Below are 12,494 nucleotides of genomic sequence, written 5' to 3' on the forward strand. Positions count from 1 at the left end.
GCTGCTGCGCGGGTATGATGTAATGGTAGCTTGTCAGCTTCCCAAGCTGAACGCGCGGGTTCGATTCCCGCTACCCGCTCCACCTGCCCTGCAAGGAATTGAGGTTGCTGATGATCTGCGAGCGGTAGACGTCGAACTTGGCCTCGTAAAACCAGTCGTCACGTTGGGGCGGCTTGGCTACCAAGGTAGGCATCATCGGCGGAATGAAGTCGAACCTGCCGGCGCCGGCACTCACAGGGCCCACATGATCGGGTCTAGGTCGCCGGCACATATGAACTGGTTAGAACATAACGGGATTCTAATAAGAGGCGGCAACAAAAGATGCTGATCCGCGTTGCTAGTCAAAAGGGACCGCGATGTTTGGCAAAGACCTCTTGGTTCGCATGCTTGACCGCCGCGACGCCCTGCCGCCAGACGAAATCGCGCTTATTGAGGCTCTTCCAGTCCGGCCGGTAACTTTCGGACCAGATGAGGAGATCGTCAGGGAGGGTTCCCGCCCCGCCGAAAGCTGTCTTGTCGCGAATGGTTTCGCAGTTCGAAACCAGGCTATTCGGGAAGGAAAGCGTCAAATAACGGCAATTCACGTCCCGGGAGACTTTGTCGATCTGCATAGTTTACTGCTAAAAGTGATGGATCACAGCGTGAGCGCGCTGGGTTCGTGCGATGTTGTTTTCATTCGACACAAAGACCTGCTCACAGCAATGGGTGGCAGTCCACATCTCACCCGGATGCTCTGGCTTTCGACGACTATCGATGCCTCAATCCAAAGGACTTGGATAACCTGCCTCGGGCGTCGCTCCGCCAAACAGCATCTCGCACATATAATCTGCGAGTTGTATGTCCGGTTAGAGATAGTTGGATTGGCCTCTGACCAGACGTTCGCGATTCCACTAACCCAGGCGGAATTGGGCGACGTGCTTGGTCTATCAGTAGTTCACGTGAACCGGACGCTGCAGGAACTTCGTGCGAAAGACCTGGTTAGCTGGAAAGACAGGAGGATTGTTATCCTGGATTTCCAGCGATTGGCCTTACTGGCCGACTTTGATACGACCTACCTAAATCTCTTCCATGAACCGCGGTGACCGCCTCGGCCAGGACGCGTCAACGCGCTAATGCGGCATCAAGATTTCTCGTCAACTAAACAATGTGAATGAGCCCTCGCTCCGGATCGATTACAGCTGGGTTCAATTTACACGGTTGACGTCAAAGAAGGATTGCACATGCGTGAACTCGACAATCTCATCGAACATTACGTAAATATTCGCAGGCGGCGCCATAGTTTCATATCGACGGGCCTTGCTGTTAAGGCGCTCAAACAGATTGTTCCGGCATGTTCGGTCTCTGATTCCGACCTAGCGAACATGATTGCCAATCGTGCAATAGACTACAACCTTCCTGTGAGCTTTGACCTTAATGAGAGCTAGTCGTGGTGCTTTATTATACTAGCCTAACCTGAGCCATTGAAATCCGACGCGCAGAGGCGGGCCAATCTCCGCACGGCCGCCTGGGTCCGCGTCTCGGCACACGGCGCGTGGGAACTTCCAAGAGAGTTCACCGGGCTCGCCGGTTGCTTCACTATCGCTAATTTAGCTGGAAGTGATGGAACTTGTTTGCCCCCGGCAAGTTCGTTAGGCAATGGAGGAGATTGCCACCATGAACAGTGTCATTTATCTCATCGGCCTTGTCGTCGTCGTGCTTGCGATCCTCTCCTTCCTCGGATTCCATTAGGAGAATACCATGCAGCGCGAAGACGATCAGGGCCGTAAGCCGGCCGATTTCGAAACAGCCAAAAGCGAACTGTCCGAGCGGTTCCAGCAGGAAACGCAGACCGCGACAGAGGCGCTACAGGACGCTCGCGACGAACTCACCAGGAAGGCGGGCGACTACGCTGCTGAAGCCAAGCAGGCGTTGTTCGACAAGGCCGAGGGAACACAGCGCGATATCAGCTCCAACCTAAAGGCCTTTAGCGGAGCATTGCGAGCAGCAAGCGAGCATCTGGCCAATAATGATCAACGGACCGCTTCGAAGTTCACCCTCGATGCCGCCGGCTCACTTGAGCGCCTTTCATCTTCGTTGAAGGACAAACCATTCGAAGATGTTCTTGGCGAGATGCGGTCGTTCGGCCGCGAAAATTCAGGGGCGCTGATCGCCGGTTCAGTATTGGCAGGCTTGGCGCTAGGGCGGTTTATCAAGAGCTCGCCACCATCTGCCCGTACCGAAGCACAGCGTCGATCGGGAACAGATCGGCCTTCCGAAACGATTTCGAACTCGGATGAGTCCGCTACGCGGTCGGCTGAGGCAGCTGACACGACGCCGTCCCGCTTCAACCAGCCCAGAGACGACAGGGCCGGTGAAGGCTTGGCCGGTGAAGATTTGGCCGGTGACGACTGGGCCGGCGCAAGCCTGGAGCGGAACCCATGACCAACAATCAGGAAAGTCGCGGCCTCGCAACCCTCGTCAGCGATCTGGCACAGCAGGTCACAACCCTGCTTCAAACCGAAAGTAGGCTGTTGCGGGCCGAAATGTCGGAAAAAATCAGCAAGGCCGGCGCAGGCGCCGCCGAGGTTCTGGCCGGCGCCATATGCCTTCTCGCGGCCTTGATGGTGCTCTTGCAAGCACTCGTAATCGCCCTGGCGAGCGCCGGCCTGGGAGCGGGATGGTCCTCGCTGCTGGTCGGGATTGTCGTCGCGGTACTGGGAATCATTCTCTTGCGCTCTGGCACGAAAAGCATGGCTCCTTCCGAGCTGACGCCCGATCGCACACAAGACCAACTCAAGCGCGACGCGCGCGTGATCAAGGATCAAATAAGATGAGCGACAAATCCGCAGCCGAGCTCGAACGCGATGCCGACATCGCCCGAGCCAAAGTGGCAGACACCGCCGATTCGATCCGCAGCAAGATGACACCGGGTCAATTGATCGACGAATTTACCGGAATGTTCGCCGGCGGCGAGGGATCCGCCATGCTTGGCAACCTCAAGTCGCAGGTCAGGGACAACCCGTTGCCGCTGACATTGATTGGAGCCGGCCTGGCCTGGCTGATGCTCGGCAACGGCCCGTCGGCAACCAACTCAGCTGCCGCTGGTTATCGGAGAGGCACGGCTTCTGACGCTTTCTCCGACCTGCGCGGCGATGATTTTAGCGAGCGTAGCGAAGGGTCCGGAATCGGGGCGATGCTCTCAGACACCGCCGGTTCGGTTACATCAGCAGCAAGTAGCGCTGCCGAAGCTGCAGCAAACGCAGCAACGGGCGCCAAGGAGAGGATGACAAGCACCGCCGGCCAGCTCGGCTCAAGCGCCAGCGAGATAGCGGCTCGGACGCGCCAATCGGCACAAGCCCTCTTCGAGCGCGAGCCGTTGGCTATCGCCGTAGTCGGCCTTGCTCTGGGCACTGCCATCGGGGTGATGCTGCCCCACACAGCCACAGAGGACGAGCAACTTGGCGCCTATCGCGACAAAATTCGCGACAGCGCGGCGGAGGTTTTCGAAACGGGCCTGGAGCAAGCAAAGCAAGTTGCCGCCGAGGCCTACGAAACGGTCAAGGAAGAGGCCGACCGGCAAGGCTCGGGTGGAGATACCGACACGTTAGCAGGCAAGGTCGGCAAAGTTGTGGAATCGACCGCAAAGCGAACCGAGGAAGCCGTTCGCGATCGTTTGCCGGGCTCGTCGGACGGGTCTTCTACCGCCTGATGGCATCGCCACGGGCCTGAATGACGGGCCTGGTCCATAGGACTCTGATGTTCAATGGATCTGGAACTCCCGACCCGATCCTTTCGACTTGGGATGTCGGAGGTCCACAAATTCTCTGCGACTTTCCTCAGGAATGGCTTGCGGAACCGGTCTGCTGGCCAGTCCGCTTTGCTACGGAGCAAGCTCGTCGACGGTGTGGGCGGTCTCGTTCTTGAATTCGACTTTCGTGCCCGGCTGCACCATCGAGCCGAGATCTTCGGCATCCCAATTGGTCAGTCGGATGCAGCCATGTGAGAAGGTCGTGCCGATCTTGCCCGGTTCGGGCGTGCCGTGGATGCCGTAGCTTTCGATGGAGAGATCGATCCAGACCGATCCCACCGGATTGTTCGGCCCGGCAGCGATGGTGAAGGGCCGCTTGGTCTTGACTCCCTTGAAAGCGAAGTCCGGATCATAGTGATAGGTCGGGTTGCGCACCACGCGCTTGACCTCCGCCATGCCGCTTGGCGCCGGGTTTTCATCGCTTCCAATCGAGGCCGGGTAGACTGCGAGCCATTTGCCGGAAGGGTCGAGCACGCGCACCAGGCGAGCGCCCTTGTCGACCTCAATGCCGGCAACGCCAGCGGGAGGATCGCCCCGGCCAATATCAGGCACCACCAAGGTCGTGCCGGCCTTCCTGAAGCCGATGCCCGGATTGAGCATCCTGAGCAACTGTTCGCTGATATGGAAGCGCTCCGCCAGCCTCTCCGCCGCAGTGCGATAGCCGAGCCGCCGCAGACGGGCCATCCTCTCCATGCGAGCCGGAATACGCCTGGTGAAGGGTCCGCGCACATCCTTGCGCGTTACCTCATAGGTGACCAGCACCGGGTCGGTGGAGGTTGCCATGAGCTTGCTCCAGGTCTCCGGCGTGAGCTTGCCATCGGGAGGGAGTCCGTTCGCCGCCTGAAAGGCGCCGACTGCCTTGGCGAAGTTCGCTGAAAGGCTACCGTCAATCAGCCCAGGCGAGAAGCGGGCGCGATCCAAGAGAATCTGCGCCTTCAGCACGGTCGGATCGACACCCTTCGGTTCTCCGGCGGCGAACTGGGCCTGATTGACGGTGGTTACGTCAAGCTTGGCTGCCCCCGTCCCGCCGCATGCCAAGGCAAGGGTCGCGGCTAAGACGAGGAGAAACCTGATCATCGATAGCCTCGCTGGGACTGCAACAAGAGCCCTCCTCTATGACGCGGCACGGCCCTGTGTGGTTCCTTCGCTCCAGCGATATTCTGAATTGAAGCGACATGACGCAGCGGCCGTGTAGCTGCGATAGCTGTCCAAGCATTGGCGATGGATTGCTTGATTTAACGCCGTCAGCCTACCTCTCTCAAAATAAAGTCGTGCAGCATCTTGGCCGCCGGCGACAGCACGCGATTTTTTACGGTGATCAGACTGTAAGGCCTGACCTCGATGTCGAATTCGGTCTGGACGACGTCGATGGCGCCGGCCAGCCCCTCGGGGTTCTGGATGAATTTCGCCACCTGGATCGACACCGGCGCGATGGCGTCCGACTGCGCGACCATGACCAGGGTCAGCAGCAGCGAACTGGTGTTGAGGATGCGGTCCGGCAGCGCGATGTTGCGGTTCAGGAAATTGCTTTCCATCGCCTGGCGCAACGGCGAGCCGCCCGACTGGAAAACCCAGTCGTAGGCGGCGGTCTCCTCCAGCCGCACGGCTTTGCCCTTAGCAAGCGGGTGGCCGCGGCGCACGATCAGGCAGGCTTTTTCGACACCGATGACGCGGGCCTCGAACAGCCGTGGATTGAGATCGTCGGGGATGCGCGCGATGATGAAATCGTGACGCGTGGCGATCAGCTCGCGCGCCAGCACATTGGAGGTCTCGACCTGCATGGTGATCTCGATGCGCGGATAGATGCGCCGGATTTCGCGGATCGCCGGCACGGCGAGCTCGATCGCAGGGGCCGTCACCGCGCCGAGGAATACCGAGCCGCCCTTGCCCGCCTTGAGCTCGGATATCTCGCGGTCGACTTCACGCATCTCAAGCAGGATCGAACGTGCGCGCCTCGCCAATGCCTTGCCATAGGGCGTCAGCGTGATGCCGCGCGGCAGCCTTTCGCACAGCTTGACATCGAGCACCGCCTCCATTTCGGCGATCATGCGCGAGGCGGCGGGCTGCGAAATGTTCATGACCTGGGCTGCCGCGCTGACCCGGCCATGGTCATCGAGGGCTGCGATCATACGCATGTGGCGCAGGCTGAGGCCGCTGCGCAGCAGGGTTTCTCCGTCGCCGGGGGGTTCTTCGTAACTGGCTGAAAGTCCACCAGGATTCCGCAGCGCTGCCATGGCCTTTGTTTGCTCCCCACTCATCGCCGGCCGGCAATCCGGCCAGGTCTTCGTCGGCTTTCAATATATCAGTTTCGGTATAGCAACCATCAAAGATCGCATTTGACAGTTATGGCAAAGAGCCACACCCTTTGCGCGTCCTGAGGCTTGACCGTCGCCAGCGAGAAAAATCGCATCGACTGGAACCAGAGTCTCAGGGCCGATTGGGAGGATACCGGAGATCGATATGGCGGCAGCGGCGCGTTTTGGCGCCCCTGCACGATCGCGCGGCCCACGAAACCCAGGGTGCGCGTCCATCAACAAGGGAGAGTTAATGTGAAGATCATCAAGACCCTGGCCGCCGTCGCGGCCCTTAGCATCGCGGCCATGACGGTCCCGGCGCAGGCAGGCGAAGGCCTCATCGGCGTGCTGATGCCCACCAAGACCTCGCAGCGCTGGATCAACGACGGCGACGCCGTCAAGTCCCAGCTCGAGGCTCTGGGCTACACTGTCGATCTGCAGTATGCGCAGGACGATATCCCCAATCAGCTCAGCCAGCTGGAAAACGAAATCACCAAGGGCCCGAAGGCACTGATCATCGCCTCGATCGACGGCACCACGATGTCGGACGCGCTGCAGAAGGCGGCTGACGCCGGCGTCGTCGTCGTCGCCTATGACCGGCTGATCAAGAAGACCCCGAATGTCGACTACTACACCACGTTCGACAATTTCGGCGTCGGCGTCATCCAGGCCAAATCGCTGCTCAAGGGCCTTGGCTACCCGGAAAACAAGGGTCCATTCAACATCGAGCTGTTCGGCGGTTCGCCGGACGACAACAACGCCTTCTTCTTCTACGACGGCGCGATGTCCGTTCTGCAGCCACTGATCGACGACAAGACCCTCGTGGTGAAGTCCGGCCAGATGGGCATGGACAAGGTCGGCACGCTTCGCTGGCTGGCGGCGACCGCCCAGGCCCGCATGGACAATCTGCTGTCCGCCAACTACTCGGATGGCAGCCGCGTCGATGGCGTGCTCTCGCCGTATGACGGTCTGTCGCGCGGCATCATCGCCTCGTTGCGCGCAGTCGGTTACGGCACGGCCGATCAGCCCTGGCCAATTGTCACCGGCCAGGACGCCGAAACCGCTTCGGTCAAGGCGATCATCGCCGGCGAGCAGTACTCGACAGTGTTCAAGGACACCCGCGAACTCGCCAAGGCGACGGTCGAGCTCGTCGACAAGGTGCTCTCGGGCGGGAAGCCGGAAGGCCTCGACACCACGACCTACAACAACGACGTCAAGGTCGTCCCCTCGATCCTGCTGACGCCGCATGAGGTAGACAAGTCGAACTACCAGGCCCTGGTGGTCGATTCCGGCTACATCAAGGCCGAAGAGCTGAAGTAACGGCAGTTGTAAACCCGGGGTCCTGCTAACGCAGGGCCCCTTTTCGTTAGCGAGCGACCCCGGTATTGTTTCGGGACCTCGGAGGAGTGGTATTCCTGATGGCCTCGACGATTTTGGAGATGCGTGACATCACCAAGACGTTTCCCGGCGTCAAGGCGCTGTCGAATGTCAACCTAAGCGTCGAGGAAGGCGAGATTCACGCCGTTGTCGGCGAGAACGGCGCCGGCAAGTCGACGTTGATGAAGGTGCTGTCGGGCGTGTATCCATCCGGCACTTATGACGGCGAAATCATCTATCGCGGCGATGAGTGCCATTTCAAGGGCATTCACGACAGCGAGCGCCGGGGCATCGTCATCATCCACCAGGAACTCGCGCTGGTTCCGATGCTGTCGATCGCCGAAAACATCTTTCTCGGCAACGAGCACGCCAGATACGGTGTCATCGACTGGAACGCCAACGAGACGCGCACCAGCGCTCTGCTCAAGAAGGTGGGCCTTAAGGAAGACCCCAAGACGCTGATCACCAATATCGGTGTCGGCAAGCAGCAACTGGTCGAGATCGCCAAGGCGCTCAGCAAGGAAGTGCAGCTGCTGATCCTCGACGAACCGACGGCGAGCCTGTCCGAAAAGGACAGCCAGGCGCTGCTCGACCTGCTGCTGGAATTCAAGCGGCATGGCATCACCTCGATCCTGATCTCGCACAAGCTCAACGAGGTCAACCGGGTCGCCGACAAGGTGACGATCATCCGCGACGGGCGGACCATCGAGACGCTGGCCAAGAAAGACATTTCGGAAGACCGCATCATCACCTCGATGGTCGGCCGCTCGCTAGACGACCGTTATCCGTCGCGCGAGCCCGAGATCGGTGAGATCGTGCTCCAGGTGAGGAACTGGTCGGTCTATCACCCGATCCATGCCGAGCGGCAAGTGATCAAAGGCATCGACATCGACGTCCGCAAGGGCGAGGTGGTGGGTATCGCCGGGCTGATGGGCGCCGGACGCACCGAATTCGCGATGAGCCTGTTCGGCCGCTCCTATGGCCGCCGCATCACGGGCGAGGTGCTGCTCAAGGGCAAGCCCATCGATGTCTCCTCTGTCAGCAAGGCAGTGGAACACGGCATCGCTTACGTCACCGAGGACCGCAAGACCTACGGTCTCAACCTGATCGATCATATCAAGCACAACATCACGCTGGCCAATCTTCCCGGTGTGTCGCGCCATAGCGTGATCGACGACATGCGCGAGCTCGCCGTCGCCAACGACTACAAGGCCAAGACCAACATCCGCTCGTCCAGCGTTTATCAGATGACCGGCAATCTATCGGGCGGCAATCAACAGAAGGTGGTGCTGTCGAAGTGGCTATTCGCCAATCCGGAGGTGCTGATCCTCGACGAGCCGACGCGCGGCATCGACGTCGGCGCCAAGTATGAAATCTACACGATCATCGCGCGTCTCGCCTCGGAGGGTAAGGCGATCATCGTCATCTCGTCGGAGATGCCCGAACTGCTCGGCATCACCGACCGCATCTATGTCATGAACGAAGGACGTATCGTCGGCGAAATGGCGGCGAGCGACGCCAGCCAGGAAAAGATTATGCGCGCCATCGTTCGCGGAGAAGGAAAAGCATCATGAGCACCGAAAGCGCTCCCGTCCCGAAAAGCGGCGTCGCGGAAGATGTGCAGCAGGGGCCGCGCGTTGCCGTCTCGGCGCTGGTCACCAACCTGCGCGAATACGGCCTGATCCTGGCGCTTATCGCCATCATGGTATTCTTCCAGTACACGACGTCCGGAACGCTGTTCAAGCCGGTGAACTTGAGTAACCTGGTGCAGCAGAACAGCTTCATCATCGTGATGGCGCTGGGTATGCTGCTGGTGATCGTCTCCGGCCATATCGATCTCAGCGTCGGGTCCGTCGCCGGTTTCATCGGCGCGCTGGCGGCGATGATGATGGTCATCTGGCCTCTCGGCCCTTTCAGCAATCCGCTGGTGGTGTCGATCATCTGCCTGATCATCGGCGGCGCGATCGGCGCGGGACAAGGCTACTGGATCGCCTATCACCGAATACCGAGCTTCATCGTCACGCTGGCGGGGATGCTGATCTTCCGCGGCATCTGCCAAGCGCTGCTGGGTGGCGGGTCCTCCGTGGGGCCGCTTCCAGCCGGCTTCAAGGCGCTCAGTTCCGGCTTCATCCCGGACGTGATCGGCTCGTTGACGCTGATCCCGCCGGTCGTGAACGCCGCCGGCAAGACCATCGTCGGCAGCGGGCTGACGCTGCACATGACGACGATCGTGATCGGCCTCGTTGCCGTGCTCGCCTATGCCTATTTCGGGCTCAGGGCACGGCGCAGCCGCGAGCGGCATGGCTACGAAGCCGAACCCTTCACGCTGTTCGTCGTCAAGACCCTGGTGACCAGCGCTCTGGCGCTTTTTCTGGTCTACCAATTCGCCACCTACAGAGGTCTGCCAATCGTTCTCGTAGTGATGGGCGTGCTGATCGCGCTGTTCGTCTTCGTCACCAAACGCATGACGGTCGGCCGCCGTATCTACGCAATGGGCGGCAATGCCAAGGCGGCTCAGCTATCGGGTATCAAGACCGAGCGGCTGACCCTGATGGTGTTCATCAATATGGGCGTGCTCTCGGCGCTCGGCGGGCTGATCATTGCGGCGCGCCTTGGCCAGGCGGTGCCGGCGGCCGGCCTCGGCAGCGAGCTCGACGTCATCGCCGCTGTGTTCATCGGCGGCGCTTCGGCGATGGGCGGCGTCGGTCAAGTTATAGGCGCGGTGGTGGGCGGTTTCATCATGGGCGTCATGAACAACGGCATGTCGATCATGGGCGTCAATGTCGATTGGCAACAGGTGGTCAAAGGCCTGGTGCTGCTCGGCGCCGTGGTCTTCGACGTCTACAACAAGAACAAGGCTTGAGGGCGAGGGGACTCATGCATGTCGCCAAACGTGTGCAGCGTGTTGGGACAACGGCATGCATGAAAACAAGGATTAAAGCGGGCCGCTTTTCAAACGCGCCGCGCTTTTAGGAGGCACGGGTCACATCGCGGCGCTGCCGGGCGGCGCAAAGAAGTCCCCCAAGGGGACCGGGCCCGCGAGCGCCATCCGGACGAAGAGTTCACCAGTGGCGCGGATACCATCCGAGCCGCGCTGGTCAAGGTTGCCAACCCGGCAGCCAGGCCAAAGGCAATTGAGAGAGGGTACATCATGCTGATCTCCCAGATCCTCGACGAGGCAGAGACCATCCGCGTCATTGCCCGCAACGGCGGCAAGACCCGGATCATCAATGGCGCCCGCAGCGTCTATTCGCTGGCGATGGAGGCCGCGCGCACCGGCACCGGACTTGTCGCCCTCATCGAGCGCAAAGGCTTCGGTGAAGCGGTCGACCTCGATGCCGCATACAAGAAGGGGCGGCTGTTGTCGCCGATCAACCATCCCGACCCGGCGCATCTTCATCTCACCGGCACCGGGCTGACGCATCTCGGCTCCGCCGCGACCCGCGATGCCATGCACAAGAAACTCGATGCCGATCGCGAAGAGCAGCTCACCGATTCCATGAAGATGTTCCGCATGGGGCTGGAGGGCGGCAAGCCCGCCAAGGGCCAGACGGGCGTGCAGCCAGAATGGTTCTACAAGGGCAACGGCACCATGGCGGTGGCGCCCGGTGCGGCACTTCTGTCGCCCGCCTTCGCCCAGGATGCCGGCGAGGAGCCGGAAGTCGCCGGCATCTATGTCATCGGCGACGACGGCGCCCCGTTCCGCGTCGGCTTCACACTGTCAAACGAGTTTTCCGACCATATCACCGAGCGCGTGAACTATCTTTTCCTCGCGCATTCCAAGCTGCGCAACGCTTCGTTCGGGCCGGAGATCCTGATCGGCGACCTGCCCTCCGACGTTAGGGGTACCTCGCGCATCCTCCGCGACGGCAAGCTGCTGTGGGAAAAGCCGTTCCTGTCGGGCGAGGCGAACATGTCGCACACCATCGCCAATCTCGAACATCACCACTTCAAATATTCGGCCTTCCGCCAGCCGGGCGACGTTCATGTGCACATGTTCGGCACGGCGACACTGTCCTTCGCCGACGGCATCAGGACCGAAGCCGGCGACGTGTTCGAGATCGAGGCCAAGGATTTTGGCCTGCCGCTGCGCAACCCGCTTGAAATCGAGCAACCGGTGACGGTGGCGGTGAAGGCGCTTTGATTGTGTGATCTCCCCCCTTGAGGGGGAGATTGGCAGCCTCAATAAATATCGAAATCGAAATATTTGGCCTGGATCTTCTTGTAGGTGCCATCTGCGACGATCGCATCGATCGCGGCGTTGAGCTTCTCGCGCAGCGCATTGTCTTCCTTGCGCACGGCGATACCGGCTTCGGTTTCGGTGCCCTTGACGTCGCCGACCATCTTGCAGCAGCCGTCGCTCGACTTCTTCATCCAGTCCATCAGCACGAATTTGTCTGAAAGGACGGCATCGAGACGACCGTTCATCAGGTCGGCGACCGCCTCCTCCTGGGTCGGATAGAGCTTCGCCTCGGCGCCGGCCTTGCTATAGACATCCTGGGCATAGTCGGCCTGGGTGGTCGAAGCCTGAGCGCCGACTGTCTTGCCGGCAAGTGCGGCGGGTTCGGTCGAGGCAATATCGCTGTCCTTCAACGCCACCAGCGAAAGCGGCGTGGTATAATATTTGTTGGTGAAGGAGACCTGCTTCTTGCGCTCCTCGGTAATGCTCATGGACGCGATGATGGCGTCGAACTTTCTGGCCTGGAGCGCCGGGATCATGCCGTCCCAGTCCTGCGTGACAAGTTCGCATTCGACCTTCATCTGAGCGCAAAGCGCATTGGCGATGTCGATGTCGAAGCCGGTGAGCTTGCCATCCGCGGTGATGGTGTTGAACGGCGGATAGGCGCCTTCGGTGGCGATCTTCAACTTTTCCTGTGCTTGCGCCGACAAGGACCCGGCAGCCATCACCAGCATGGCAGCTGTTGCTGCCGATGCGATCCATCTTGAAATCTGCATTTCTTTGTTCCCTTGGTTCAACCACCTTGACGGTTGGGCACAGCCAAGCACGGCCCGCAAGGTCAGGCAAGCACAGTCTG

12 protein-coding genes, 1 tRNA gene and 1 pseudogene are annotated in these 12,494 nt (G+C 60.4%); 11 read left to right on the top strand and 3 right to left on the bottom strand.

Features of this window, described 5'->3' with window-relative positions; genetic code table 11:
• Positions 1 to 8 precede the first annotated feature (8 nt).
• From ACWTU7_RS08205 to ACWTU7_RS08235, 7 genes and pseudogenes are all read left to right on the top strand, one after another.
• Positions 9 to 82, top strand: a tRNA-Gly gene (locus ACWTU7_RS08205).
• A gap of 301 nt (positions 83 to 383) precedes the next feature.
• Positions 384 to 641 (top strand): annotated as a pseudogene (locus ACWTU7_RS08210) (Crp/Fnr family transcriptional regulator); the annotation flags it as partial.
• Positions 642 to 1,082 carry a Crp/Fnr family transcriptional regulator gene (locus tag ACWTU7_RS08215; protein WP_287335786.1) on the top strand — a complete coding sequence of 147 codons (441 nt, stop codon included), beginning with the start codon at positions 642 to 644 and terminating at the stop codon, positions 1,080 to 1,082.
• 138 nt (positions 1,083 to 1,220) lie between these two features.
• Positions 1,221 to 1,424, top strand: coding sequence for a hypothetical protein (locus ACWTU7_RS08220; RefSeq protein WP_095517063.1), 204 nt, complete (start codon positions 1,221 to 1,223; stop codon positions 1,422 to 1,424).
• 313 nt (positions 1,425 to 1,737) lie between these two features.
• Positions 1,738 to 2,421, top strand: coding sequence for a hypothetical protein (locus ACWTU7_RS08225; protein WP_455838417.1), 684 nt, complete (start codon positions 1,738 to 1,740; stop codon positions 2,419 to 2,421).
• Positions 2,418 to 2,813 (top strand): phage holin family protein, encoded by a 396-nt coding sequence (locus ACWTU7_RS08230; RefSeq protein ID WP_065005831.1) that lies wholly within the window; start codon positions 2,418 to 2,420, stop codon positions 2,811 to 2,813. Before ACWTU7_RS08225 ends, ACWTU7_RS08230 begins: the two co-directional genes overlap by 4 nt.
• Complete coding sequence (locus tag ACWTU7_RS08235; RefSeq protein ID WP_455838416.1) at positions 2,810 to 3,688, top strand: hypothetical protein; 879 nt, start codon at positions 2,810 to 2,812, stop codon at positions 3,686 to 3,688. Before ACWTU7_RS08230 ends, ACWTU7_RS08235 begins: the two co-directional genes overlap by 4 nt.
• A gap of 171 nt (positions 3,689 to 3,859) precedes the next feature.
• Here the strand turns inward: ACWTU7_RS08235 and ACWTU7_RS08240 are convergent, their stop codons facing one another.
• Together ACWTU7_RS08240 and ACWTU7_RS08245 are read right to left on the bottom strand one after the other, a co-directional pair.
• Positions 3,860 to 4,864, bottom strand: a complete 1,005-nt coding sequence (locus tag ACWTU7_RS08240) for a L,D-transpeptidase family protein (RefSeq protein WP_455838415.1) — start codon at positions 4,862 to 4,864, stop codon at positions 3,860 to 3,862.
• A 167-nt stretch (positions 4,865 to 5,031) separates the two neighbouring features.
• Complete coding sequence (locus tag ACWTU7_RS08245; RefSeq protein WP_127316418.1) at positions 5,032 to 6,021, bottom strand: LysR family transcriptional regulator; 990 nt, start codon at positions 6,019 to 6,021, stop codon at positions 5,032 to 5,034.
• Between the two features lie 315 nt (positions 6,022 to 6,336).
• Here ACWTU7_RS08245 and chvE point away from each other — a divergent pair, with 315 nt between their 5' ends.
• The 4 genes from chvE to araD1 all read left to right on the top strand — a co-directional run bounded on the left by chvE (position 6,337) and on the right by araD1 (position 11,602).
• Complete coding sequence (gene chvE, locus ACWTU7_RS08250) at positions 6,337 to 7,401, top strand: multiple monosaccharide ABC transporter substrate-binding protein (RefSeq protein WP_029356817.1); 1,065 nt, start codon at positions 6,337 to 6,339, stop codon at positions 7,399 to 7,401.
• 98 nt (positions 7,402 to 7,499) lie between these two features.
• Positions 7,500 to 9,032 carry a multiple monosaccharide ABC transporter ATP-binding protein gene (gene mmsA / locus ACWTU7_RS08255; protein WP_029356820.1) on the top strand — a complete coding sequence of 511 codons (1,533 nt, stop codon included), beginning with the start codon at positions 7,500 to 7,502 and terminating at the stop codon, positions 9,030 to 9,032.
• Positions 9,029 to 10,321: a multiple monosaccharide ABC transporter permease gene (gene mmsB, locus ACWTU7_RS08260; protein ID WP_029356823.1), complete on the top strand. Its 1,293-nt coding sequence runs from the start codon at positions 9,029 to 9,031 to the stop codon at positions 10,319 to 10,321. Before mmsA ends, mmsB begins: the two co-directional genes overlap by 4 nt.
• Positions 10,322 to 10,609: 288 nt before the next feature.
• Positions 10,610 to 11,602: an AraD1 family protein gene (gene araD1, locus ACWTU7_RS08265; protein ID WP_455838414.1), complete on the top strand. Its 993-nt coding sequence runs from the start codon at positions 10,610 to 10,612 to the stop codon at positions 11,600 to 11,602.
• A 38-nt stretch (positions 11,603 to 11,640) separates the two neighbouring features.
• Here the strand turns inward: araD1 and ACWTU7_RS08270 are convergent, their stop codons facing one another.
• Complete coding sequence (locus tag ACWTU7_RS08270) at positions 11,641 to 12,414, bottom strand: ABC transporter substrate-binding protein (RefSeq protein ID WP_065006119.1); 774 nt, start codon at positions 12,412 to 12,414, stop codon at positions 11,641 to 11,643.
• Positions 12,415 to 12,494: the final 80 nt, after the last annotated feature.

The sequence above is a fragment of the Mesorhizobium sp. BHscii genome (genome assembly GCF_053848065.1).